The 23,059-nt window shown below is 43.6% G+C and carries 33 protein-coding genes, 16 tRNA genes and 2 rRNA genes; 46 read left to right on the top strand and 5 right to left on the bottom strand.

Annotated features, from left to right (window positions below; translation table 11 throughout):
- The 18 genes from LCL96_RS12640 to LCL96_RS12555 form a co-directional block, all read left to right on the top strand.
- Positions 1 to 118, top strand: a 23S ribosomal RNA gene (locus tag LCL96_RS12640); the annotation flags it as partial.
- Positions 119 to 415: 297 nt separating this feature from the next.
- Positions 416 to 532: ribosomal RNA gene (gene rrf, locus LCL96_RS12635) — 5S ribosomal RNA — on the top strand.
- 7 nt (positions 533 to 539) lie between these two features.
- A tRNA-Asn gene (locus LCL96_RS12630) sits at positions 540 to 614 on the top strand.
- Positions 615 to 620: 6 nt separating this feature from the next.
- Positions 621 to 712: transfer RNA gene (locus tag LCL96_RS12625), tRNA-Ser, on the top strand.
- 17 nt (positions 713 to 729) lie between these two features.
- Positions 730 to 804: transfer RNA gene (locus tag LCL96_RS12620), tRNA-Glu, on the top strand.
- A 28-nt stretch (positions 805 to 832) separates the two neighbouring features.
- Positions 833 to 908 (top strand) — tRNA-Val (locus LCL96_RS12615).
- 24 nt (positions 909 to 932) lie between these two features.
- Positions 933 to 1,006, top strand: a tRNA-Met gene (locus tag LCL96_RS12610).
- Between the two features lie 118 nt (positions 1,007 to 1,124).
- A tRNA-Asp gene (locus tag LCL96_RS12605) sits at positions 1,125 to 1,201 on the top strand.
- A 307-nt stretch (positions 1,202 to 1,508) separates the two neighbouring features.
- Positions 1,509 to 1,584 (top strand) — tRNA-Phe (locus LCL96_RS12600).
- A 14-nt stretch (positions 1,585 to 1,598) separates the two neighbouring features.
- Positions 1,599 to 1,674 (top strand) — tRNA-Thr (locus tag LCL96_RS12595).
- Positions 1,675 to 1,690: 16 nt separating this feature from the next.
- A tRNA-Tyr gene (locus tag LCL96_RS12590) sits at positions 1,691 to 1,774 on the top strand.
- A gap of 8 nt (positions 1,775 to 1,782) precedes the next feature.
- Positions 1,783 to 1,856: transfer RNA gene (locus LCL96_RS12585), tRNA-Trp, on the top strand.
- Positions 1,857 to 1,874: 18 nt separating this feature from the next.
- A tRNA-His gene (locus tag LCL96_RS12580) sits at positions 1,875 to 1,950 on the top strand.
- A gap of 39 nt (positions 1,951 to 1,989) precedes the next feature.
- Positions 1,990 to 2,061, top strand: a tRNA-Gln gene (locus tag LCL96_RS12575).
- Positions 2,062 to 2,065: 4 nt separating this feature from the next.
- Positions 2,066 to 2,140, top strand: a tRNA-Gly gene (locus LCL96_RS12570).
- 7 nt (positions 2,141 to 2,147) lie between these two features.
- Positions 2,148 to 2,221, top strand: a tRNA-Cys gene (locus LCL96_RS12565).
- Positions 2,222 to 2,229: 8 nt separating this feature from the next.
- Positions 2,230 to 2,310: transfer RNA gene (locus LCL96_RS12560), tRNA-Leu, on the top strand.
- 165 nt (positions 2,311 to 2,475) lie between these two features.
- On the top strand, positions 2,476 to 3,474 hold the full coding sequence (locus LCL96_RS12555; RefSeq protein WP_224941819.1) for a tyrosine-type recombinase/integrase: 999 nt from the start codon (positions 2,476 to 2,478) through the stop codon (positions 3,472 to 3,474).
- A 30-nt stretch (positions 3,475 to 3,504) separates the two neighbouring features.
- Here the strand turns inward: LCL96_RS12555 and LCL96_RS12550 are convergent, their stop codons facing one another.
- From LCL96_RS12550 to LCL96_RS12540, 3 genes are all read right to left on the bottom strand, one after another.
- Positions 3,505 to 3,663, bottom strand: coding sequence for a hypothetical protein (locus LCL96_RS12550; protein ID WP_224941818.1), 159 nt, complete (start codon positions 3,661 to 3,663; stop codon positions 3,505 to 3,507).
- Between the two features lie 977 nt (positions 3,664 to 4,640).
- Complete coding sequence (locus tag LCL96_RS12545; protein ID WP_224941817.1) at positions 4,641 to 5,144, bottom strand: PH domain-containing protein; 504 nt, start codon at positions 5,142 to 5,144, stop codon at positions 4,641 to 4,643.
- 202 nt (positions 5,145 to 5,346) lie between these two features.
- The gene (locus LCL96_RS12540; RefSeq protein WP_224941816.1) at positions 5,347 to 5,577 is read right to left on the bottom strand and encodes a helix-turn-helix domain-containing protein; all 231 of its coding nucleotides are present in this window, start codon (positions 5,575 to 5,577) and stop codon (positions 5,347 to 5,349) included.
- Between the two features lie 308 nt (positions 5,578 to 5,885).
- Between LCL96_RS12540 and LCL96_RS12535 the strand changes: the two genes are divergently transcribed.
- Both LCL96_RS12535 and LCL96_RS12530 read left to right on the top strand, forming a co-directional pair.
- Positions 5,886 to 6,209, top strand: a complete 324-nt coding sequence (locus tag LCL96_RS12535; protein WP_224941815.1) for a hypothetical protein — start codon at positions 5,886 to 5,888, stop codon at positions 6,207 to 6,209.
- Positions 6,202 to 6,531 carry a hypothetical protein gene (locus LCL96_RS12530; RefSeq protein ID WP_224941814.1) on the top strand — a complete coding sequence of 110 codons (330 nt, stop codon included), beginning with the start codon at positions 6,202 to 6,204 and terminating at the stop codon, positions 6,529 to 6,531. Before LCL96_RS12535 ends, LCL96_RS12530 begins: the two co-directional genes overlap by 8 nt.
- A 10-nt stretch (positions 6,532 to 6,541) precedes the next feature.
- On the opposite strand, the gene LCL96_RS12525 is transcribed toward LCL96_RS12530, so the two are convergent.
- Positions 6,542 to 6,766 (bottom strand): helix-turn-helix domain-containing protein, encoded by a 225-nt coding sequence (locus tag LCL96_RS12525; protein WP_224941813.1) that lies wholly within the window; start codon positions 6,764 to 6,766, stop codon positions 6,542 to 6,544.
- 155 nt (positions 6,767 to 6,921) lie between these two features.
- On the opposite strand from LCL96_RS12525, the gene LCL96_RS12520 reads away from it, so the two are divergent.
- The 22 genes from LCL96_RS12520 to LCL96_RS12415 all read left to right on the top strand — a co-directional run bounded on the left by LCL96_RS12520 (position 6,922) and on the right by LCL96_RS12415 (position 18,840).
- Entirely contained in the window at positions 6,922 to 7,200 is a 279-nt protein-coding gene (locus tag LCL96_RS12520; RefSeq protein WP_224941812.1) for a hypothetical protein, read from the top strand.
- 93 nt (positions 7,201 to 7,293) lie between these two features.
- Positions 7,294 to 7,584: a hypothetical protein gene (locus LCL96_RS12515; RefSeq protein WP_224941811.1), complete on the top strand. Its 291-nt coding sequence runs from the start codon at positions 7,294 to 7,296 to the stop codon at positions 7,582 to 7,584.
- A complete protein-coding gene (locus LCL96_RS12510; RefSeq protein ID WP_224941810.1) occupies positions 7,581 to 7,835 on the top strand; it encodes a hypothetical protein in 255 nt (84 codons plus the stop codon). The genes LCL96_RS12515 and LCL96_RS12510 overlap by 4 nt, the downstream gene beginning before the upstream one ends.
- Positions 7,836 to 7,970: 135 nt before the next feature.
- Complete coding sequence (locus LCL96_RS12505) at positions 7,971 to 8,390, top strand: hypothetical protein (RefSeq protein WP_224941809.1); 420 nt, start codon at positions 7,971 to 7,973, stop codon at positions 8,388 to 8,390.
- A gap of 275 nt (positions 8,391 to 8,665) precedes the next feature.
- A complete protein-coding gene (locus tag LCL96_RS12500; RefSeq protein ID WP_224941808.1) occupies positions 8,666 to 9,115 on the top strand; it encodes a hypothetical protein in 450 nt (149 codons plus the stop codon).
- A gap of 31 nt (positions 9,116 to 9,146) precedes the next feature.
- Entirely contained in the window at positions 9,147 to 9,557 is a 411-nt protein-coding gene (locus LCL96_RS12495) for a hypothetical protein (RefSeq protein WP_224941807.1), read from the top strand.
- Positions 9,558 to 9,615: 58 nt separating this feature from the next.
- On the top strand, positions 9,616 to 10,053 hold the full coding sequence (locus LCL96_RS12490) for a helix-turn-helix domain-containing protein (RefSeq protein WP_224941806.1): 438 nt from the start codon (positions 9,616 to 9,618) through the stop codon (positions 10,051 to 10,053).
- Positions 10,054 to 10,270: 217 nt separating this feature from the next.
- Positions 10,271 to 11,206, top strand: a complete 936-nt coding sequence (locus LCL96_RS12485) for a hypothetical protein (RefSeq protein WP_224941805.1) — start codon at positions 10,271 to 10,273, stop codon at positions 11,204 to 11,206.
- A 112-nt stretch (positions 11,207 to 11,318) separates the two neighbouring features.
- Complete coding sequence (locus LCL96_RS12480; protein WP_224941804.1) at positions 11,319 to 11,543, top strand: helix-turn-helix transcriptional regulator; 225 nt, start codon at positions 11,319 to 11,321, stop codon at positions 11,541 to 11,543.
- A 47-nt stretch (positions 11,544 to 11,590) separates the two neighbouring features.
- Positions 11,591 to 11,926, top strand: a complete 336-nt coding sequence (locus LCL96_RS12475) for a hypothetical protein (protein WP_224941803.1) — start codon at positions 11,591 to 11,593, stop codon at positions 11,924 to 11,926.
- Positions 11,923 to 12,072, top strand: coding sequence for a hypothetical protein (locus LCL96_RS12470; protein WP_224941802.1), 150 nt, complete (start codon positions 11,923 to 11,925; stop codon positions 12,070 to 12,072). Before LCL96_RS12475 ends, LCL96_RS12470 begins: the two co-directional genes overlap by 4 nt.
- 440 nt (positions 12,073 to 12,512) lie before the next feature.
- Positions 12,513 to 12,716: a hypothetical protein gene (locus LCL96_RS12465; RefSeq protein WP_224941801.1), complete on the top strand. Its 204-nt coding sequence runs from the start codon at positions 12,513 to 12,515 to the stop codon at positions 12,714 to 12,716.
- A complete protein-coding gene (locus LCL96_RS12460; RefSeq protein ID WP_224941800.1) occupies positions 12,709 to 12,870 on the top strand; it encodes a hypothetical protein in 162 nt (53 codons plus the stop codon). The genes LCL96_RS12465 and LCL96_RS12460 overlap by 8 nt, the downstream gene beginning before the upstream one ends.
- Entirely contained in the window at positions 12,863 to 13,225 is a 363-nt protein-coding gene (locus LCL96_RS12455) for a hypothetical protein (RefSeq protein ID WP_224941799.1), read from the top strand. Before LCL96_RS12460 ends, LCL96_RS12455 begins: the two co-directional genes overlap by 8 nt.
- A gap of 17 nt (positions 13,226 to 13,242) precedes the next feature.
- The gene (locus LCL96_RS12450; protein ID WP_224941798.1) at positions 13,243 to 13,992 is read left to right on the top strand and encodes a hypothetical protein; all 750 of its coding nucleotides are present in this window, start codon (positions 13,243 to 13,245) and stop codon (positions 13,990 to 13,992) included.
- Positions 13,992 to 14,756, top strand: coding sequence for a hypothetical protein (locus LCL96_RS12445; protein WP_224941797.1), 765 nt, complete (start codon positions 13,992 to 13,994; stop codon positions 14,754 to 14,756). Before LCL96_RS12450 ends, LCL96_RS12445 begins: the two co-directional genes overlap by 1 nt.
- Positions 14,757 to 14,804: 48 nt before the next feature.
- Positions 14,805 to 15,053: a hypothetical protein gene (locus LCL96_RS12440; protein WP_224941796.1), complete on the top strand. Its 249-nt coding sequence runs from the start codon at positions 14,805 to 14,807 to the stop codon at positions 15,051 to 15,053.
- Positions 15,050 to 16,951, top strand: a complete 1,902-nt coding sequence (locus LCL96_RS12435) for a phage tail spike protein (protein ID WP_224941795.1) — start codon at positions 15,050 to 15,052, stop codon at positions 16,949 to 16,951. Before LCL96_RS12440 ends, LCL96_RS12435 begins: the two co-directional genes overlap by 4 nt.
- A gap of 70 nt (positions 16,952 to 17,021) precedes the next feature.
- Positions 17,022 to 17,543 carry a hypothetical protein gene (locus tag LCL96_RS12430; RefSeq protein WP_224941794.1) on the top strand — a complete coding sequence of 174 codons (522 nt, stop codon included), beginning with the start codon at positions 17,022 to 17,024 and terminating at the stop codon, positions 17,541 to 17,543.
- A 33-nt stretch (positions 17,544 to 17,576) separates the two neighbouring features.
- Entirely contained in the window at positions 17,577 to 17,975 is a 399-nt protein-coding gene (locus tag LCL96_RS12425) for a phBC6A51 family helix-turn-helix protein (RefSeq protein ID WP_224941793.1), read from the top strand.
- A 194-nt stretch (positions 17,976 to 18,169) separates the two neighbouring features.
- Positions 18,170 to 18,388: a hypothetical protein gene (locus tag LCL96_RS12420; protein WP_224941792.1), complete on the top strand. Its 219-nt coding sequence runs from the start codon at positions 18,170 to 18,172 to the stop codon at positions 18,386 to 18,388.
- Positions 18,385 to 18,840: a PIN domain-containing protein gene (locus LCL96_RS12415; RefSeq protein WP_224941791.1), complete on the top strand. Its 456-nt coding sequence runs from the start codon at positions 18,385 to 18,387 to the stop codon at positions 18,838 to 18,840. Before LCL96_RS12420 ends, LCL96_RS12415 begins: the two co-directional genes overlap by 4 nt.
- Positions 18,841 to 18,858: 18 nt before the next feature.
- On the opposite strand, the gene LCL96_RS12410 is transcribed toward LCL96_RS12415, so the two are convergent.
- Complete coding sequence (locus tag LCL96_RS12410; protein WP_224941790.1) at positions 18,859 to 19,053, bottom strand: hypothetical protein; 195 nt, start codon at positions 19,051 to 19,053, stop codon at positions 18,859 to 18,861.
- 264 nt (positions 19,054 to 19,317) lie between these two features.
- Here LCL96_RS12410 and LCL96_RS12405 point away from each other — a divergent pair.
- The 4 genes from LCL96_RS12405 to LCL96_RS12390 all read left to right on the top strand — a co-directional run bounded on the left by LCL96_RS12405 (position 19,318) and on the right by LCL96_RS12390 (position 22,956).
- A tRNA-Gly gene (locus LCL96_RS12405) sits at positions 19,318 to 19,391 on the top strand.
- Positions 19,392 to 19,872: 481 nt separating this feature from the next.
- Positions 19,873 to 20,769, top strand: coding sequence for a carbohydrate ABC transporter permease (locus LCL96_RS12400; protein ID WP_224941823.1), 897 nt, complete (start codon positions 19,873 to 19,875; stop codon positions 20,767 to 20,769).
- On the top strand, positions 20,769 to 21,596 hold the full coding sequence (locus tag LCL96_RS12395; protein WP_224941789.1) for a carbohydrate ABC transporter permease: 828 nt from the start codon (positions 20,769 to 20,771) through the stop codon (positions 21,594 to 21,596). The genes LCL96_RS12400 and LCL96_RS12395 overlap by 1 nt, the downstream gene beginning before the upstream one ends.
- An 82-nt stretch (positions 21,597 to 21,678) precedes the next feature.
- A complete protein-coding gene (locus LCL96_RS12390) occupies positions 21,679 to 22,956 on the top strand; it encodes an ABC transporter substrate-binding protein (protein ID WP_224941788.1) in 1,278 nt (425 codons plus the stop codon).
- The last annotated feature ends 103 nt before the right edge of the window (positions 22,957 to 23,059 follow it).

Here is a 23,059-nt window from a genome sequence, read left to right as displayed (position 1 = left end):
GATTTCCCATCACGTAAGTGAGTAAGATCCCTAGAAGATGACTAGGTAGATAGGTCAGAGATGGAAGCATGGCGACATGTGGAGTTGACTGATACTAATCGATCGAGGACTTAACCACACTATAAAGCGGAGGCGGCTTGAACAGAGACGACAAGCATTTCTGAGCAATCAGAAGAGGGTGCTTTTTACCCTCAGCTGATTGAACTGAAATGACCTCGAGTCTCTAGCCGCCGGAGCTGGAATGATATCTACTTCAATAGTAGATGCAACATTGGTCGATTTTCGGCTTTCTTGACATCAATCCTTTATCTAGTTTTCAGGGAATAAATTTTATACATAAATATAAAAAAAGCCTTGAAAAAATATTTATACACGATATAATAGAACTTGTCCTTAAAAAAGAGACAATACATAGTCTGGTGACAATGGCGAAGAGGTCACACCCGTTCCCATGCCGAACACGGAAGTTAAGCTCTTCAGCGCCGATGGTAGTTGGGGGATCTCCCCCTGTGAGAGTAGGACGTCGCCAGGCATATCGTTCCGCAGTAGCTCAGTGGTAGAGCTATCGGCTGTTAACCGATCGGTCGCAAGTTCGAATCTTGCCTGCGGAGCCAATATATGGAGAGCTGTCCGAGTGGCCGAAGGAGCACGATTGGAAATCGTGTAGACGGTTAACGCTGTCTCAAGGGTTCAAATCCCTTGCTCTCCGCCATTATATTTTCTCAATATGGCCCATTGGTCAAGCGGTTAAGACACCGCCCTTTCACGGCGGTAACACGGGTTCGAATCCCGTATGGGTCACCAAAGTTTTAAAATCACTAATTTTAATAATGGAGGATTAGCTCAGCTGGGAGAGCATCTGCCTTACAAGCAGAGGGTCGGCGGTTCGATCCCGTCATCCTCCACCATTGATATTTTAATATTTAAATCGTCGCGGGGTGGAGCAGTTCGGTAGCTCGTCGGGCTCATAACCCGAAGGTCGCAGGTTCAAATCCTGTCCCCGCAATACCATTTTTGCTTGTTATTAGTAAGAGATTAACTTTGATCTTTTATGAGTGACGCAAGGATAGTTATTTTCGCTAGCGCGAATTAATGAAACCTATTTTGCTAGCGCAAAAAGCTTTGGTCCGGTAGTTCAGTTGGTTAGAATGCCTGCCTGTCACGCAGGAGGTCGCGGGTTCGAGTCCCGTCCGGACCGCCATTGTTATTTAAATAGTGTTTTTTGAAATGGAAAAGGGTTTCGATAAGCGAGAAGGTCGAGGAAGCGATCGAAGGAACACCGGAGCGTATTTTACATACGTGAGGATGTGACTGAGTGAGCTGACGAAGAGATTCGAAGCTTAGCGGAAGACGAAAACTATTTGGCTCAGTAGCTCAGTTGGTAGAGCACGGTGAATAATCTTCATCGAGTTAACATCAGCGTACAGCTCGAGCAGCTCCTTGATTCATCTTCCTGAGAGCTGGACGATGGACTACAACATTCTAATTGTAGGATGCATACTTAATAAGGCTCAGTAGCTCAGTTGGTAGAGCAATGGACTGAAAATCCATGTGTCGGCGGTTCGATTCCGTCCTGAGCCACCATTTATTTACTTGATGCCGGTGTAGCTCAACTGGTAGAGCAACTGACTTGTAATCAGTAGGTTGGGGGTTCAAGTCCTCTTGCCGGCACCAGTCAAGTGATTTAGCTGGAGGGGTAGCGAAGTGGCTAAACGCGGCGGACTGTAAATCCGCTCCTTCGGGTTCGGCAGTTCGAATCTGCCCCCCTCCACCATTTATCTTAGGGGTATAGTTTAACGGTAGAACGAAGGTCTCCAAAACCTTTGGTGTGGGTTCGATTCCTACTACCCCTGCCAATTTTTATTTTCATCATGGCGATTGTGGCGAAGTGGTTAACGCACCTGATTGTGGTTCAGGCATTCGTGGGTTCGATTCCCATCAGTCGCCCCATAAAAGTCACATTTTTATTTCCGTGACATATACTATCAGTGGGCTATAGCCAAGCGGTAAGGCATCGCACTTTGACTGCGACATGCGTTGGTTCGAATCCAGCTAGCCCAGTAGTGCGGAAGTAGTTCAGTGGTAGAACACCACCTTGCCAAGGTGGGGGTCGCGGGTTCGAATCCCGTCTTCCGCTCCAATAATATGGCGGCATAGCCAAGTGGTAAGGCATGGGTCTGCAAAACCCTGATCACCGGTTCAAATCCGGTTGCCGCCTCCATATGTAATGCCGGTGTGGCGGAATTGGCAGACGCGCACGACTCAAAATCGTGTTCCTCTGGAGTGCCGGTTCGATCCCGGCCACCGGTATAATTTTTAGAACATGGTGCGTTATTATATCGCATTACTCAGACGATGACTCAGCGAAGAGGCATCGTTTTTTCTTTGTGTATGCGCACTATTCTTGCGGTCTAAATCGTGTGCAGTCGGTCGTGCGAACTCGATAGACGATACAACGATAATGGAGGCCGTATAATGAGCAGAAAAAGACGCAGTAATAATTTATCCGTAAATGACCTTACGAAGCTGAGAGGATCGCTGAGGTCGGATTATATCGACTTTGAGGACGGCGTTGACTTATTCATTAAGGACGCCAAGATTCGGAATTTGCGGGAGCACACCATCAAGTATTACGAAAATGAACTCCGTGCCTTCAAACGGTTACTTGAAGGTCAGGACGTAGACACAACGCCTGGTAATATTACACCGGAGATCATCCGCGAAAATGTCATTCTATATCTGCGCGATGTGAAGGGGCTTAAGATTACAAGCGTCAACACTCGCCTGCGGGCGATTCGTGCCTACTTCAACTTTCTGTATGAGCGCAATTATCTTCCGACCAATCCTATGAGAGACGTCAAGCAAGTCAGGGACCGTAAATCAGTTATCGCCACGTTTAGTGTAAAGCAGCTCAACGACTTGTTAAATCAGCCGGACCTAAAGACGTTCACCGGTGTTCGAGACTACACGCTTATGCTTTTACTGGTTGAGACAGGTATACGCGCAAATGAATTAGTCGGTCTAAAGATTACGGACATACACTGGGACGAGTCAAACCTTCTTATTCGTAATACAAAAGGGTATAAGCAACGTATGGTTCCTTTGTCCGTTACGATGAAGGATCAACTACGAAGATACTCTGCTATCCGAGGAGTTATAGTCGATTGTGATTCGTTATTTGTTACCGTAGACGAGACGCCACTTACCAAGCGCCAGATACAGAACCGAATAAGCCAATATGGCAAGGATGCGAAAATTTCCAACGTTAGGTGCAGCCCCCACACGTTTAGACACACGTTTGCTAAATTGAGCGTTAAAAATGGGGCGGGAATATTCGAGCTTCAAACGATACTAGGTCATACGACGATGGATATGGTAAAGACATACGTTAACTTGTTCTCGGATGATGTTAAAGACAAACACCGTAAGTTTTCGCCACTAAATAATCTTAAGCAGCGAAGAGACTTTAATTAATATTTACGCCTTCTCATTTCGAGAGGGCTTTTATTTAACCTTCCGATAGCCCTCACGTTCAAGCTCACCGTAATCACCCAGGCGAATAATATAATACGTCTCATCATCGTTTGTTACAATCGTTTCGTCCGGCAGTAGGTGCTCACGGGCGAATTTTAGCGTAAATGGTCCTGATAATAAATCGTTCATTGACGTCACCACCTTACGTCTATTATAAACGCAATCTAAAGCGCATGGGAAACATGGGGAACGTAGGTACGCCATAGGTCAGGCGATAATATATCCGTTTAGTTTACTTTAGGTTTAACCAGCCGTGAGCCCCTAGCGTGAGCCTTGCTGAAAATTTACGCAGCATTACCTTTCGTAATCGGACATAATCGTAACCGTATGAAATGGCGCATGTAAAACTTTATCACGGTAAAGCGTTATCGAGGTAAATGGCGTAAGGGCAAGAGTTGGAGGTGTTCGGATAGGGTAACGTGTATATACAAGTGTTTACATATTCGCAGGATTACGTTGCCGATTACTTCCGATTTATCGCATATATCAGGGGTTAGATGGCGTAATCTGATTGCGTATTCTTTCGCAAAACACCAGCCGAGGGGTCCCGACGGACGTGGCCTCCGAAAACTCAGGGGGTCTGATCGTATGCATTATTCCGGGAAATAAACGTATTTCACAAACTTAAGCAGACGCTGGAACGCCCGTCATTACTGCGATGTATAAGAACGTGTATATTCGATTGGATTGCGAGTATGTGAAACGTTGATATGATGCGGTTTATACCTCGATTGTATTCCCTATAATCTGTGTTATGTCTACTAGATATGTATATACAATTCATCCGGCTGCATAAATTCCACGTGAATTTTATACCGGGGGGCGTACCTCGAATCTGAGCGACTGTCCTAGGTGGGTCTGACATACGCGAAATATAAAAAATCTTCAGGGGTAAGTCGCTGTCACCAGCCGAAAAAATTTCGCGGCAAAAATTTTAAACTCGGGGTGTTAGGCGAAAAAAAAGAACGCCCTACTGGACGCCCTTATTTACTCGTTGTCTAATCGTTCTTGAAGGCATTTTTCACAAACGCCATCGTCTACTAAGTATTCAAAGAAGTTGCCGCAATCTGCGCATTGAGCTCCGTTACTCACTGTGTATCACCTCCTTAAATCCCTAGCAGTTGTTTCTTCTTCGCATCGAATTCCTCTTCCGTAATCACTCCGGAATCCCTCAGCTCAGCAAAGCGCTTGATTTCATCGGCAGCACTGGACGATTCTTGCGTAGCTGCAGCTTGTGTCTTCGCGGATGATTTGCCGATATTTCCTTTTACGTGATCGATAAAGCCCGGAATATCCCCAACGTTGATCCATTTCATTTTCACCTTGTTACCGGAGGAGAAGAACGCGATCGAGTGGCCCATCATTCCTTTGCTCATTTCAATCGAGCTTACGTTCTCATACGGGAAGACCTCGATGTCATAGCCGAACGTTTTCTTGCCGTAGAAAAATATGCGTTTGTCGGTTGCCAGCATAACGCCATTTCTTACCGTGTCTTTGCCCATCATTTTCGTTTCATAAGCGCCAAGCACGGAATAAGCGATCTCCTCACCGGCGTCTAAATGTTCCTTCGCAAGGTTTACTAGCTTATCAATTTTCGCCAATTCTACCACTCCTAATATTGTATTTATTTACTAATATTATACAGTAAACTTCCACTTTATGAACAGGTATATATTTATATATAGTCCCTGCGAAAAGGAATATGAGAGTACAAGGCGGACAATTGACCGTTATAATAATCACTCTATTCCAAACGGAATTCTAGCCTGGAATTATGAAAGGAATAGTCGATTGGAATTGCAAAAGGAATTTTTACATGTCGAAAAAGTCATCCGGTCGAGCTCCTGGATCAACCCGTTTTATCGCCTGCATTATCTTCTTTATTGTCGCCAGTGTCGGCGCATATTCCTTATTACTCGCAATCTGACTGATTGTATTACGGCTGACCTTCGACTCTTTTACGAGCCACTCCTGCGTGATTCCGCGCGCATCTAGCCACTTGCCGAGCTTCGTTCTTGGCTTACCTCCGAATAATCCAAACATATTAATCGCTCCTCATCCTTAGTTTACTACCGTTATGGACAAGTTTTGCGAAAAATATACAAGCCGACTGTGAAAGTTTTCACTACGGACAAGTAAAGTCGGACAATCGGTGCTGCATATAACTATATTAACTAGTTATTAACTAGGAGTTAACTCGCTGAAAAGAGAGGAGGAGGCTGAGGGGTTAGAAGTGGCCCATAGGAGTCGACCGGGAAGCAAGTTCCTTGTCAACGTATGCGTGGGACATCGAAATAATGCAAGTCCGTTGTGAAAGATGGACGAAAAATTTAATAGGGAGGTATGTCCGGATGATTTCTACTATGACGGATGAATACGTTATGTCTAGGTTTGAGTATACGGAAGGCGACGAAATTAGAAAGTGTTATTTCCCCGGGTGGCTGCTTGACGATAATCTTCTATTTACTGTTTCAGATTATGACATCTTAGTTTACAGGTACAAACGAGAAGGTGCGGAAATTGTGGTCGATGAGTATTCGGAGATTGTCGCTTCTGTTCGCTTGTCATTAAAAGAGAATCCTGAGCGAGTTTTTGACTTGCGGGAATTTAGGAATATGTCGTTTATGGATTTCATATATCGAGTTATAGAGGTCGGGAGGGATATAAATGGGTAGAGATATTAAGCGAGCACTGGACGAAATGCCAGCCAAGATATTTCAAGCGGAGAAAGCGTTCTTGACGGAAGTATATAAGGTAAAGGAGCTTCGTGAGGAGTTGGCGGTGATTGAGGCGGATCTATATAAGAACGGAAAAGTAAAAGGAACGTCTGACAAAATAAGGACGATGCAGTTGACGCCATATACAATGGATAAGCAGAACGAAATTCAGCGAGTGGAGTTACTGGCTGACCTGGCGAAAATAGAAAGGAATAGACTGCAGCAAGAATTCGAGGCGTTAAAGTTGATCGCAGAACTATTAATACCGGTTAAAAAATAAAAGGCGGCCCCTATATGGAGTCGCTTTCTTTTATGGTTATTATTTGACTGATTTCGTTTATCTCTAATGCGTCGGCGATTTTTTCGATTGCTTCTTTGGGGTACCGTTTCACTTTATTATTACATAACTCGCTAATAGTTCTTTCAGTAAGGCCAGTCATCTCCGCAAGTGTCTTCTGCCCGATGTCCCTCTCGTTAAGTAACTCTCTAAGTCTTAATTCAATTAGTTTCCCCATACGTACCTCCGAAGCAATATTTATATCCAAATTATAAACGAAAATAAAAAATTACGCAAAGTGTAATTTAGTTGTTGACAATTACGCTAAACGGAATTATAGTAAGGATATAGAGATTACGCTAAACGTAATTTTAATCGATTGGAGGAATTCAAGTGACTGAAGAAGTTGCGAAATCAATAGCCGAAGGATACACGGTCGGGATATTACTCGTTGAATCTGATCGAGTATTCATTGAAGGCGAAAAAGGCAAGAAGGAACTTTACCCGCATGACACAATCGAGGTTTTCAACGGTAAAGAACTCGAGGGAATCACGTATCAACAAGCGCTCTTTACATTCACTATGGAAGGTTGGCCAGCATATGGAGGGCTAACTGCTCGGTACAAGCCGATTAAACTTACTGTTCTAACCGAGGAGGACTTTAAACGATGATAGCAGCGATTGGATTTTCAATAATAGGCGCATTCACGCTTGGACTATTCGTAGGCCTAGACAAATCAGGCGAATTAAAGGGAGGAAAATTAAATGGGTAATCGTAAAATCGTATCAGTAGTTTTAGAAGTTGAGAAGGATCAGCCGGAATATTTTCGCAGTCTCTTAGTAAGCGATATGGGATCGTACTACTGCACGGAAATCGATGGCGTGCTATTCATCGGGACTCTCTTACCGTCAAACAAATACCCCGGAAGTTACGAGCTGCTGAACGACCTTATCTCGATTAAGGCGAACAAGGAAACCCGCGCTCTCATCGATAATCCGGAAATGTCACTCGGCAGTCTCCTCATGCTAATCGAGCGATTCGGGTGGTCACAGTGACGCGGAGGGTAACGGTTCACTACATCAATGATCCCCAGGCACCGACAGAACAGGCGACGCTGATAGACGGCAATCTATTGGCATTTGATATTCCTAACGTTTTGTGTTTGCGAATTATAGTACGAGGATACATTGACGGCAATCAAGTATATCTCGACGCGTATAACGAAGTAGAGCTCACCGATAAGATTCCAGTAGATCAAATCGAGAAGCTGACGCTCTTGGAGTATATTCGCATGGTAGCAAGGTAAGTTTACGGACGGTCGGTGCGCGGGGGCAGGGCGCATCGGTCACCCGTTTAACTCATCGCGACAGTTGGACGAGCGTGTGAGGCGGCAACTTTAGACGTTGGTCGATCTGCCGTTGGAGAAGTATGAGGCGAATCTATGAATCTAATACATTCGGAGGTTATGAAAATGGAATTTATATCTGATAATTACCATCGCAGAATCGTTAATACATACAAGGAGCTACTGGAAACGGATAAAAAGCTGCGCATGATGCAGTCCGCACTCGATCGGCAGATTAGCGATATATACCATACAATCGAAAAGACTTCGCACCAGGATCTTGACGCTATTGCCTATACGTCGGAGTTAAAGAGGCTGCTGACAAGGCGCCGCGTTGTGAAGGATGAAATGGCCCGGATGAAACCGTTCGTCTATATTGCGAGAAATACGTTGGAAGACGTTGAGCGAAGATATGAGGGAGCACTGCTGAAGAGTTTTGAGTTGCGGCAACAGTTGAACGTGACTATGAGCGTGGAGGAGGTAGCTGCGGAAATGGGAGTGGAGGGCTTGCGTTAAGTTAACGATCCTTCAATTTAGAAGAATTGTGAATTATCCCTTTAAATAGTGATTCGTGTGAAATAATTCTCTTAGGCGTGCGACAGTAGGTAGTTTTCCTTCGTATTATAGGATAGGACAAGAAAATGGAAAGAAACGAATTAGGTACAAAGAACTATTTTTGTGCGAGTTGTCCTGTGGGTGACTATTATACAGTAGGAGATAAAATTTTTGCGCGACTTTGAAATCTCAGGTGTATTATTCTTTGAAGACAAATTTGAAAGGGGAAATGTAAATTGGCTAGATATTTTGAAGTAATCGATGTAAAAGAGGATATGGCGGTTGATATGTTGATTTTGGGGAAAGGGCAAGACCCGGAACGCTTGGAAATGATTATGGAACCCAAAGGAGCTTACAAACTTCGTAGAATTCCGAAGGAAGAATTAACTGATAAGGTTCAATGGTGGTATGAGTTTCATAGAGAAAGATCATTCGCAGGAGAACGAATCGGAACAGTCGGTGTAGATAGTGGAATGCTTCTGATTAGTGATCCTTGCTATATAAAGGAGGGGCTAGAGGACAAAATCGAGGATATTTACGAGAAGGTAAATAGTAAAGGTGGAGCTGCTGAAGCCAAGCGTTTTGATTTGGCTTTAAAGACCGGGTATGGTGACGGATTGTATGACGTCTATGCGAAAAGGGATAGCGAAGGAAGAATTTTGAAAATCGAAATTTCATTTGAGTAAAACAAAAACTAATTAAAAGGGAGAGATTTAAATGAATTTCAGTCAAAGAGAAGATGTTAAAGTTCCGAGAGAAGAGTATATGAAAAAATTAAAGTTAAAAGCGCTTGAAGAAAATAACATGGCTCATCACGGCTTTGATGGTGAGGTTTTACATGAATCTGAGTTTTTAAGATTTGTAACTCAACAACTGATAGAAAATATGGATGTTGACTCATACTTCTTGAGCACGGCTACTGGTGTAAATAGTGATGTTTTTGACTTGCTACTCGAAAAAGAAGATATTAGCGGAATTATCTCGATAATCACTGCCACTGTGGGCGTACAGACGATTGTTAAAATGGCTCTTGATTACTACGGTATCGCCTACTTTACAACAGTTGACCAGGCTGTTGACAGCGTGGTGGATCTTGGAAACGGTTTTTATCAGTTCGTCGTTTGTTAACAAGAAGAGCCCGGCGCTGGTCGGGTTTCTTTTTATAAATTTTCAAGGAGGAATCGGAATGAATGTATTCGATAAGTCAAAACGAAGAGAAGACGGCAAGCATTTCGTCAAAATTCCGTCAGAACTGGTCCATCATTACACGTATCACCCGGACTTCAAGGCGGAGCACAGTTATCTATATGCGATTATAGTGGACTATTACAACGCTGACGAAGGCTACGCTTACCCTAACCGCGACACCCTGGCGATGAGGTACGGGAAGAATCCGAAGACGTTGGACGCTCACATGGCGAAACTGAAGAAGCTCGATCTGATGAAGGTCGTCGTACGTGAGGATGGGAAGAACGTTTATATTCCGCTTGAGCCGCTTGATGAGAAGGACTTCTATGTGAAGTTTCCGGAAGCGCTTGAGGAATATAAGAATCGTCTGAGATACCGGGATACTGAGCGAAAAAAGGCAAAGGAGAGGATGAAAAGATACCGTTCGTGTAATTAATTCCGCAATGTTCGGTAAAAAAGTAACGTATGTTCGGAATTAAATGGACGCGAACTATATTTATGAACTAGATTTATTGAACTAGATTTAAAATAATTCCGACTCATAAATTCGTCGGTGTTATCTATTCTATATATCTTATCGCAGAAAAGAGAAACAAATAAGAAAAAGAGTTAACCGTTCGTGTAATTAATTCCGAAATGAGGAGGAGAGAGCCATGAACTACAACCATCTAGTTTCCGAGATTTTCCGCTACTTTCCTAACTACTATCAGCGACACTACAAGGAATTTCTCGCATCGGGGTCATTTTGGTCCCGGATGAATATAGCTGAAGGATTATCGCATGAGGTAAACGAACATTTTGTTGATGCGCAAAAGCCCGGCTATACAGCAACAGTAAACGCAAGACATGTCCAATTACCTCCTTCCAAAAGTGGTCGCGCTATTGAATTGCTGACAGACTACGTGCTGGCTAACGATCATGTAAAAGGTCTATCCCTGAAGCGTGAGGCAAGCGGTGATGCTCAAACCAATGAGGAGTTTCCGCCCCTCGGCGAAGGGGCTCAGGGATACTTGGAGCGTTGTTTCATAGGAGTACCTATAAATCCGGCAGAAAGACGTAGGGTTAAAAAGTGTGAAATCTGCGAATCGAATTTTATCGACCGAAGCCAGAGAAAGAACGCCAAGGTATGCGGCGACACTTGCCGATCCAGAAAAGAGGCTTTAAGAAAGCGAGCCGAATACAACGCCAAGGTTCACCACCTTGAGTCAGAAACACGTCTCAAACGTTATCGGCAGCGCCAAGAATATGAAAATCCCTTTTATTCGCCGTATGAATTGAACGAAATATCGACCCGCAGTGAAAGAGTTTACGAAGACAATAAGATTGATTTGTTCGCCTACAAGCAAGACGAGGATTTCGATGCCGTCCGTTTAAACGGGAAAAGGAAGCCGATGTATGTTGGTCGGGATGAGTTCAGCGAAAAGCCTTTCAACTATCGACCGAAAGAGCGTATGAAGACTAAATCGTCTGTCCAATGGGGAGAGGTTACCGTTAGAAAAATCGCTGATATAGGAATGGAACAACTCGAAAAAGAAAAGTTTGTTGAGGCGGATGAAAACCGCCGAAAACACTGGAATATCAAGGGTTAATTAGGTTTTTACCTAGGAGAAAAATGCTATATAGTGGGAAGGGATAAGCACTGGCCGGCGGTGTTTAACCTGTATTTTTTAGCTTTATGAGTACGAAAAAGGAGGGTTACAAGTGGAAGCAAGCACTTTTAAAGGATTACGTCTAAGGGCATCAAAAACACAAGTACAGTGGGCTGAGTTTTTGGGAGTATCAGAATCTACAGTTGCGGCAATCGAAAATGGTAGAAGAAGAGTTTCTGATACGGTTCGGGCTCGTCTAGCTCAAAAGGTATCTATTGATGATGATTTAATGTCTTTTTTTGATTCGTTAGAGAAATTTAAACAGTTGTACTCATAATAAATTGTAAGTCAATATCAATGAAATGTCAAGAGGAGAGTATAAAAATGTCTGAAATTAGCATTACCTACTTCGACGACAAGCAGACAGATTACTTGGTCGCCTGGCCCGGAGCCAAACGGAAGTTCCGTTACACCATGCCGCACACCGACTTCGACGCCGTTCAATTTTCAATGCTTACATTAGCCTACGAGCAGACGCTTGAAGAAGCTGATCGGAAGGCATTGGCGAAAATGGATTCGGTGAAGGTCTACAAGTTAGTCGAACGGTTTGCCACGGAGTTCTGCTATGCCTATTCGCCAAAGTCAGGATGCGGGCTAGAGAAACGTTATATTCGTCAGGTAATTTTGCAGGCTTTGCATGAGGTTCAAGGTGGTCCATGAAGAATCAAGTCTACACTGATCGTCAGTACGAGATTTATAAGCATAATCGGAATGAAAAATGCTCCATGATCGCAGAAGTTTGGAAAGAAGGTCGGCTCATCGCTGCCCTTTTTGAGTTCGAGGAGGTGAAATGCCGTGAAACCTAAAGAGTGTGCAAACCTCGATCAAGGCAACTGGTGCCTGTTGCGTGACGCGCATTGTCCATTACTCGTTAAACATGATAGATATTCTTTTGATAAGTCCGACCTTTCTTGTAGTTGGCTAGACGGTACCCATATCTCCACGAACAAGCTAATAGTTCATTCGATCAAGCCTCTTATAAACTTATCTTCTAAGAAGTGCCGAGGTTGCAATGAGATATTCAAAACGCAAAATAGCCGGTTGTGGTACTGCTCAGACGTATGTCGGTCCATCGCAAAGAGCAAGACGGAAAGGCGCAGCAGGAACAAGACAAACACGCAAGACTTTAGTGATTTGAAACGTTGATATAACAGGCTTCTTAGCGAAGAAAATGCGAGTCAGGTGTATTTACATTAGTTTGAAGAAAACACGATTAAAAGTCTTGCAAGACAAGGAGGAGGTTAAAGTGTCTGGAACGCCCATGTATTCGTTTGAAATCATACGCAATGGAAGAAAGCCGGTAGAGGTGGTCGTCAATGAGGACGGTCAAAAGAGCATTTACCTGTTCGGCTGCTACATGACGGACCGGCAGATCGATTCAATGTTGCCCCGCATGGTGGCTGACAGAAAAGCGACTCTAAATCGAAAGCGAGGTGCGCGCCGTGGCTAGAAGAAATTCCGGAAAAGTACGCTATGACTCATTACCTCAACGGGAACAACGTCGCCTGGATAAGAGGAAAAAGTATGGCGGTAAACGACGAGATTCTGCCGATTGGACCAATAAACTATTCGCCAAGCTTGAGGAGTTGAAGTCGGATGAGTGAGCAGCGTCTCCGTCTTTTCTTCGTATTTGCTATTCGAAATGAAGCTGAAACTAGCTTCGGAATCACGGAACGGTTCGACAATGAAACAGTTTATATCGCCTCATTATACTGCGACAAGCGCCTAAGCAGACGAGAGGCATTCGATAAATATTCGCATCACATTGGGAGTCTGCTTGAAACAGGCGAACAGGCCAAAGTGATTACAAACGATATGACAGTGAGGTCAAAGAATCGGCTGAGGTTTCCGCGGCATGATTATCATGTCAGTTCGCAAAAAGTGAAAACGTGGGAAGTGCGGCAGTTGAGTTTTGATGCAATGCGCCGCAAAACGAGCATCACCGAAAAATTTAATTAAAAGGGAGAGATTTATAAATGAGTCAATATCAAAAGATGAAAGAAGCATTAGATAACGTTCAAGAAATTAGAGGAAGTGTGATGTCGAAATTAGCGTCCACAAAAGATGCTTTTAAAGACATGATTAAAGATGTTCAGCTTGACCCCGATCTATCCCCTTCCGGAAAGCAAAAGAAAATTGAATTAATCAAGAAAGAAGCTGGCAAAGGGTTCTTGTCTATCGCAAAGGAAATGAAAGACAATTACCAGCAAAGCGTTATCAAGGCAAAGGTAAACGCCGAACTATTACTGAATGAAAAGCCCAAAAAGCCGGAGATGGGTAACAACGAAAATACCTTTACCCGACAGTTCAACGACTTGAAAATGAAACTCATGCTTGAATCACGCGCTAACTACGCTATGGACTATCTTAATGATTTCATTCGCCAGCAGAAGGACCCGTTCTTTGCTCAGCAGATAATCGATGAGTACCCGCAGCTGGTTCAAACCGTCCTTGGCGCTGCGGATCCGGCAGACTCAGCAAAATACAAAGTCGAGCTTAGCAGGACGCTTGATAACGTGAAAAAGGTTGCAATAACTCCGGAGCAACAAGAAGCTGCGGAAATATACGAGTCAATGGACGGAGCGTTCAATCGTGACCTGTTCGGTAGAGGCTTGGCAATGGATACGGTGCAAGAACTGTTCGGTCGTGATATTGCGAAGTACGTAAACAATCCGGAACATTTCGTCGACGAAGATGAGTCTGAAGGAAATGAGGGGGCTGAATAATGGGTCTTATTCAAAAAGCAAAGGCGTTTTTACAAACGAAATCGAAGCAAAAGCAAGCATTTGAGGATCGGGAAACTGAACTGCGGGCAAAATTGTCTGACCTGGACGCGAAAAAGTCTAATATCATCAGCAGTTACGATCCGAGCAAGCCGTTTGATACGAAAGCAATCGACAAGATTGACGAGGAAATAGACGCAATTAATAAAGAAATCGCCGTCTTGAGCGTGAATAAAGTAAGGGCTGCCGACTTTGATGTCGATGAGCTTGCCGGCCATATCGCAAACGTAAAGGCTGAGGCGAAGGAAGTTATCGCTAGTCACAAAGATGCGGAATCGAAGGCGAGGGATGACATCGCTAAAGCAAAGGCGGCGTTCTTGAAAGCTCAGGCGAATCACTACGAGGTAGTACGTCAGGCTCGAGAGTTTGAAGCAGATACAAACGAAACAATCAACGCTTTATCTGTTGCTATTAATAGCGAGGTAAGACGCTTACGGGACGAGGCGCAACGTCTTAGTAGGGAAATTTACAACTATGCCGGCGACGGAGGTATTTACTTAGGAGCAAAACGCAGCGATCAGCATGTCATCGACGGATTGCAAGAGGAATACGACAAGGTGCGAAAAGAGATTCAGCGCCTGGAACAAAACGTCAGTCCGGTCGGGTTAGGTATTGCTGACCTTGATAATCACGTTGATAAGAATCGCAGAACAATCTACTTCGTTCATAGAGATGAGCAACAACAAGCCACACGAATATTTAGGTAAGGGCGTCCTTCGGGGCGTCTTTTTTATTTTATCGGAGGAGGGGACGGAATGAAAACTTACACAATAAAAACGGTTAGTCATGCGTTTATGTATACCGTTGCAAGTTTGACGGACGAATTAGGCGTAACCCAGGAGTTTAGAGGACGCAGTAAGTGGCAAGCGCTCAAGCAAGCCTTCGACCACATCGGACGAGGAAAAGCCCGGATTCTAACTGATGATTACTCACTTGTGAAGGCGAGAAAGTTCGGAGAAATCCCGCGAAACTTTGAAGTCAGATACGAGGTGGGTCGCCGATGATTAAAATACTTAATCAGAATCGTCAAACCATCGCGCATTTAAAGAATGCCTTCAGAATCGGATATGAGAAACGCCTTAACGAGCTTTGGTTTGCGTCTTTCTCGCTGCCTCTTGATGATACGAACGTGGCGAAATGTGAGCCGTTCAACTTTGTGGAAATCACCGATGATATGACTGGTGAAAATATCGGCCTATTTCGTATCGAGCCTTCACGCACAATCAGAAACGAGTCTGCCGGTGTTGTAGAGTTTGAATTGTATCACGTATTCTCTACTCTTCTTGATGACGTCCTATTCGGCTATCATCAGACGACGAACTGGACTACGACTCAGAACATCGACTATATTTTATCGCAGCAAACGACTAAGCATTGGCGCCGAGGTAATGTAGCTTTCACGAGATACTTTTCATACAAGTATGAGAACGAAAACGGCTTGCTCGCTCCTATGTATGCAATTCCTCAACCGTTCGATAAGGAATATCAATGGACATATAACACGCAATATTATCCTTGGACTGTTGGACTTGAGGAGCTTAGCACTAAAGTCACTTGTGAAGTTCGCTACGCAAAGAACATGAGAGAAATCGAGAGGCAGGTAGAGACGAATGGCGTTGTAAATCGCATCTACGCTCTAGGGGCCGGCGAAGGTGTGAATCAGCTGAGTATTAGAGACGCGAACAACGGAGTTCCTTATTTAGAGGACGCTGTTTCTGTTGCGAAGTATGGCCGGAAATCCTACGTGTGGGTAGATCGCCGGTTTGAAGATGCTCAGTCACTCAAAGACAACGCGGCTGATTTATTGAACAAATGGAAGCAACCGAAAGTGGTTTACAAGGTTAAGGCGGCCGACTTGTCGGTACTGACCGGTTCATCCATCGACAAATTTACGGAAGGCGCACTTGTTCGAATCGTCGATCCGGACTTTGGCGTCATCACTCAGCGTATTCACGTTGTGAAGAAGCCCGACATCACTGGCGCGCCTGGTGAAATAGAACTGGAAATCGGTAGTATGGTGGAAGGTGTTCACACAACGCTTGTTGATGCTGAAAAGAAAATTCGTGTAAATGAGGCCTATACACAAGGAAGTACGAATATTTTAAATTACGATTATAACGACAATGCCGACGCCAACCATCCGGCTACCCTCGATATATGGATTCCGAACGACCTCGTGAACATTAACGAGTTAAACCTGACGTACAAGCTTGAAAAGTTTCGGGCATACTCGCAGGCAACACTTGGCGGCGGTTCGACAACCGTAACATCAAGTGCTGGGGGCGGTACGGTAAAGTCGACTAGCTCAGGTGGTGGCCAAACAACGAGTGCCGGTGGGTCTAATACTTTAACATCGAGCTCAGGAGGAAATAGTACTCAAACAAGCTCGTTTGTAAGTCCGGGCTTCTTTGTATACTCGTCTCCGCCAGTTGGAGTCGGTACAGGAACAATTCCTTCTTTCAATGAGCATAACCATGCTGTTGAGATTACAGACGATCGCCTCGGTCACAACCATACTGTCAGCATTCCAGCTCATAATCATACGGTTAATACGCCTGCACATACACACACTGTCAGCAATCACACGCATAGCATCACGATTGAAGATCACTCCCATAACATCACGATACCCGATCATACTCACGACTTGAAATTCGGAATCTATGAGCTCGGATCCCTGCCGAATTCAGTAACGATTAAAGTCGACGGTAACACGGTGCCAGTGACGGCAAACCAAGCGCAAGAAATAAATTTAATTCCGTACTTGGCGAAGGATGGCAGCGGGAAAGTTACCCGCGGAACTTGGCACAGGGTTGAGATAAAGCCATCAGGGCTTGCGCGTGTTACTGCGTCAGCGGTTTCGCGTCTTTTCGTCAGTTCGCATATAGGTGGAACATACTAGAAAAAATGAAACTATTTTCCTTCTGAAACGTTTATAATGTAAGTAGAAAATACGGACGGGAGGAAATGGAATGAAAGCATTAATCGCAGGAGTAGTATTTGTCGGAGTCGTCGGAGTCGGCAGCGTACTAGGTTACAGTTATTTTGACGATAACAAACAGGCTGACAAAACAGAAGAGGTTGAGCCGGCAGAAGTCGCTTCAGCATCAAGCGAGAAGGAGGAACCAGCAATCGAAGCACCTACAGAGAGAACGGTTGAAACAAACGGCGATATGCCCTGGTACTACATGACGCCGGAACAGATAACGCAAGCAACGGATAACGGCCAGGTCGCTCACTTATTCTCTGACGCTGAAGAAGTAGAGAAGTACACGGTCGATTTAGCCTCTAACCCGGATACAACGCCTTATAATAAGGAAGATTTAGCGGACAACTGGGCGAAACATATCGGCGCCTTCATATACTGCGTTAAGGACTATTATCCGAATGAATTAGACTACTTTATGAAACTCGAAGAAGCAAAGGCGGCAATGGCATCGCATGAGTACGACAGGGTGCCGGGCTTAATAGATGAAGCGAAGTCACTGCGATAATGGGGTGGCTTTTTATATTGAGGAGGAATTGGAATGAAGAATCTTAAACCTGAACAATTAGAAGCCGTGAAGTACCTGGCGCAGCCGAAGCAGGGCGGACTCACTCACGAACAAATTGCAGAGAAGGTTGGCGTCAGTAGACAAACGCTCTACAACTGGCGACGAGGTATCGAGTTTAATGACGAAATCAAGCGAGAAATCAACCGCAACACCATGCACCGGATCCCTGACGTCATTGACTCATTACTGACGCAGGCGACAAAAGAGCAGCAGCCGAGCGCAAAGGCGGCTGAGTTACTGCTGAAGACCGTGAGCATGCTGAACGACAGGCTTGAAGTGGAGGATCGCACTAAGACAGGCGATAACCAAGCGACCGACATCGACGCTATGAAGGCAGAAATCGAACGTATGAAACTTAGGCGTGCGAAATAAGTATGACGTGCCCTTCAGCTATAAAATGCTGTGGGGCCAAATTAACTATTCTAATAACGTATGAGCCTTAATAATAGTATTAGTAGCAACCCAATATGTTTTTACGTGTAACCATTCGGGAATTGAATAATAAAATGTTTTAAAGTTAATACTTGAATTGTAAATATTAACAATTATAATAGGAGGTAAGGGATATGGGAAAAGTTTATCAGTTTAAGGAGGAGCGAGATATGGCAGTAGCTGAAAAAATTAAAGAGCTATATAAACATGAAAGCTATAATAGCTTAGCTTCTTCAGTAAATGAACTTAGGAATCTTGGGCTTGATGCTAAAAAAGATAACCCTAACGCGTTTACAGAAGAAAGTATTGAAGAAATTATTAAATTAACGAGGTTTGTAATTAAAGACTTATGATAGTTGTTGATACGAGTACCATTATTAAAGGATTCTTCAGCAACTATCCTGAACCGAAGTTTATTGTAGATAGAATTGCGGATGGAACTTTTAAGCTTGCTATGTCGGAAGAAATGGCAAAAGAGCTTGCAGTAGCCACCGTAGTAGTCGCAGTAAACAATAACCACAATCCCGCCCCTTATGTAAGAAATATTGCTCAATTTATTTACCACACCCACAGAATTTCTACCACAACAACATTCACTTCTTGTTACGATCCAGATGATAATATGTTTTTTGAATGTGCAATTGACACTCCGAATTGTAAAAATGTAATCTCGAGTGACCGTTCCATATTCACAATCAAGAACTACATAACTGATCAAAATGAAAAGAATCTAATCAGTAACATTAATTTCTACAACCCTCAACAGTTTTATAATTTATACACCCAACAAAGAATAAGCATATAGTGACTAAAAGCCTACCGATCAGTCATCGGCGGGCTTTTTCTCTTTTGAATATACATACGCAGTAAACGCAGCAATCACCGGATCCTTGTCGTGAATAATCACGTCGAAGTTTGATTCCGCCTCATATTCGGTTAGGCCGTCGGGTTTAACCATTACACTAATGGCGGGATCTTCTCCGTTGCCAGGCACTAGTAACATCGCCATTTTCCTCATTTTTCCACCTCCTTCGTTAGATAATTCGACGCTACTCCGGTACATCCTTTAATTAATTTCGATAAAATTTCCTGTAAACTATTGCGTTCGGAAAAACATTCTGCTAATATAATAAATGTCCTCGTTACTGAGTCGTACGAACGTATTACTCAACGATTGACTCAACGCAGAGACTGCGATGGAATAACGAAGTTGTTGAAATAAACGACTCAAAATCGTGTTCCTCTGGAGTGCCGGTTCGATCCCGGCCACCGGTACCACATCGCGGGTGTAGTTTAGTGGTAAAACCTCAGCCTTCCAAGCTGATGATGAGGGTTCGATTCCCTTCACCCGCTCCAACTTACATATGACAGACTTTCTCACTATGAGAAAGTCTTTTTTATTGTTTTATAATGAAAAATTGATTCATTTTAGCAAAATTCAATCTTTTTGATCTGAAGCAGGTTGATTTCACCACGCTGACATTCGATTCAGACCAGTATATTTTCAAAACTAGATCATTTATTTTCAATTCCAAGATTTTATTTTCAAAAACTCCACTTTTATTTTCAATTCCAGCATTTTATTTTCAAAACCGCATTACTTACAACATGCTCCGACCCGAACCGGACGAATCGAAAGAAACCTCACCTTCTCATTTCCCCACACCACCAACAACCCAATACCCATCTAGTCAAAATTTTGCACCTTCTTCGTCAATTGAGTTCCCCTTTATAAGAAAGCGCTACCATTATAATGAAAGAAAGCGATTACGCAGTTAGGGTGGTGATACGGGTGGAACCAAAGATTCAGACTGGACCAGTAAGCCCAGACGTACAAATGAAGGCAGTGACGAAGAAGAAGTTTAAGTATAAGAGCTTACTGACGTACGCTGCCTTTGTTGGACCGGCACTTTTATTTTTCTTAGTGATTCAAATTCTTCCGTTTTTGATGGGGGTGTATTATTCATTCACCTCATGGAATGGTGTCAGCTCGGTAGTCGAGTGGGTTGGATTCGATAACTACAAAAAGATTTTTACGGATGATAAGACGTTTTTTAATTCGTTCATGTTCACGACAAAGTTTATGTTTGCGGCTGTGATTATTAGTAACTTGATAGGATTCAGTTTCGCTCTGCTACTGAATGCAGCATTGAAGACTCGTAATATTCTCAGGACAGTATTTTTTATCCCGAACGTCATCGGCGGATTGCTACTCGGGTTCATCTGGCAGTTCATCTTTGTTAAAGGATTTGCATCACTTGGCAATATGACGGATATCGGATTCTTTAAAATGCCGTGGCTTGGTGATGAGAAGACGGCGTTTTGGGGGATCGTCATCGTATTTGCATGGCAGATCTCAGGGTACATGATGGTCATCTACGTGGCAGCGTTACAAGGGGTGGATAATTCACTTCTGGAAGCAGCGAAGATGGATGGGGCATCGAACTGGACGCTCTTGACTAAGATCATCATTCCATTGATCTTACCGGCATTCACGATTTGTTTCTTCCTTACGATCTCAATGGCCTTTAAGATATTCGATTTGAACATCTCGCTGACAGGAGGCGGGCCATTCAATTCTACACAATCGGTAGCGATCAATATCTATCAGGAAGCATTCCAGAATAACCGCTACGGACTTGGAACGGCGAAATCAATTCTATTCTTTGTGGTAGTGGCAGTGTTTACGACGATACAAGTGATGGTGACGAAGAAGAAGGAGGTTGAGGCATAATGGGCAATCGCTATACGAAGAGAACGTTTGTATTAGAGATCATCGGGATTGTGATCGGGCTCATTTTCCTTATCCCTTTTTACTTCGTATTGATCAACTCGGTAAAACCGTTTGCAGCGATCCTGATCGATGCGGCGGCGTGGCCGAAGGAATTTGTGTTTTCTAACTATGCAAAAGTGTGGGAAGTCATCAATTTCCCACGGGCATTCTGGAACTCCCTTGTCATCACGGTTTTCAGTAACCTTGGATTGGTGATCATCAGTTCAATGGCAGCGTGGAAAATGGTTCGTACCCCAGGGAAGTTCAGTAAAATCTTATTCGTAGTCTTTGTGTCCGCCATGGTAATCCCGTTCCAAACGGTGATGATTCCTTTAATGAAAGTTGGGGGAACACTTGGACTTACAAATAGCATTCCAGGCCTCATCATTATGTACTTCGGATTCGGTGTTCCGCTTTCCTTATTCTTGTACCATGGATTTGTAAAGACGGTACCGATTGAAATCGAGGAGTCAGCGATGATCGATGGCTGTAGTCAGTTTGGCGTGTTTTGGAGAATTGTGTTCCCTTTACTGAAGCCGATCACGGTTACAGTGATTATTCTGAACACATTGTGGATTTGGAATGACTACCTGCTACCACTCCTTGTGTTACAGGATGCGGAGCTGCGTACGATTCCTCTGGCAGCAAGTTCGTTCTTTGCTCAGTATACGAAGCAATGGGATATGGGTCTTGCGGCACTGGTTCTCGGGATTACGCCTATCATCATTTTCTTCCTGTTTTTACAGAAGCATATTATCAAAGGAATTGCGTCAGGTTCGATCAAGTAGATATAAAGTTTCTGTCGAGATGGTCTATCATTGATACAGAAATTTATATAAAATATTTTATATCAGGGAGGTCAATCCATTTATGAAGCGTATTTTATTACTTTGTATGTCTTTGGTTTTAGTATTTGGAATTATTGCAGGTTGTTCTTCTAAAGACAAAACAAGCAGTTCAGGCGGAGATTCAGGTTCTGGAGATGATGTTGTGACACTGAACTTCTTCCAGTTCAAGGTTGAAATTGCCGACCAACTTCAAGAAATGATCAAGGAATTTGAAGCAGAGCATCCGAACATCAAGATCAAGCTTGAAACAGTTGGGGGAGGTGCCGATTACGGTGCAGCTCTTAAAGCGAAATTTGCATCTGGCGAAGAGCCGGATATTTTCAACAATGGTGGATTTAAAGAGTTAGAGCTTTGGAAAGAGAAGCTTGCCGATCTTTCTGATGAGCCATGGGTTGAGCATGTTCTTCCAATCGGTAAAGTGCCGATGACGGATGAAGACGGCAAGCTGTATGGTATGCCGGTTAACTTAGAAGGATATGGTTTTGTGTATAACAAAGACTTATTCGAAAAAGCAGGCATCACTGAGCCTCCTGCGACGATCGATGAATTGAAAGACGCAGCGAAAAAGCTTGAAGCAAAGAAAATCACTCCATTCTCAGCTGGTTACGGCGAGTGGTGGGTAATCGGGCAGCATTTACTGAACATTCCATTTGCCCAGCAGGAAGATCCGGATAAGTTCATTGCAGGACTGTATGATGGGTCTGAGAAGATTGTAGGAAACGAAAAGTTCAAACAGTTCAAAGAAGTACTGGACACAGAGCTTAAATATGCAAACGATAATCCATTAACAACTGATTACAATACGCAGGTAACACTATTTGCTTCTGGTGAAACTGCTATGCTTCAACAAGGGAACTGGACGGAGAACATGATCACGGAAATTAACCCTGATATCAATATGGGCTTCCTTCCTATCCCAATCAGTAATGACGAGAATGCCGACCGCCTTCCTGTCGGTGTACCGAATAACTGGGTACTGAACAAGAACTCAGAACACCTTGAAGAAGCGAAAACATTCTTGGAGTGGATGGTATCTTCTGAAACTGGTAAGCGTTATATCACAGAAGAATTTGCGTTCATCCCTGCATTTGATAATATCGAGCCAAATGGTCTTGGTGACTTAGGTCAATCCATTCTTGATTACTCTAAGGACGAGAAAACAATTCCTTGGACTTGGTTCAAATGGCCGGATGGAGCAAACAAAGAATTCGCTGCAACGATCCAGGAATATGCAGCTGGAAAAATCGATTATGATACTGTACTTGAGAGATTCCAACAAACATGGGATAACTTGAAGTAAACAGAATAGTAGAAAGCATGTCTATCGAAGGCATGCTTTCTATTTTATAAGTTTAGTAGGAATATTTCGAAAAACACTTCCAAGAGCAGGGAATAACACTTTA

The sequence above is a fragment of the Rossellomorea aquimaris genome (genome assembly GCF_020172085.1).
GTDB lineage: Bacteria > Bacillota > Bacilli > Bacillales > Bacillaceae_B > Rossellomorea > Rossellomorea aquimaris_E.
Note: the sequence above shows the minus strand (reverse complement) of the source record. Positions and strands in the feature narration are given on the sequence as shown.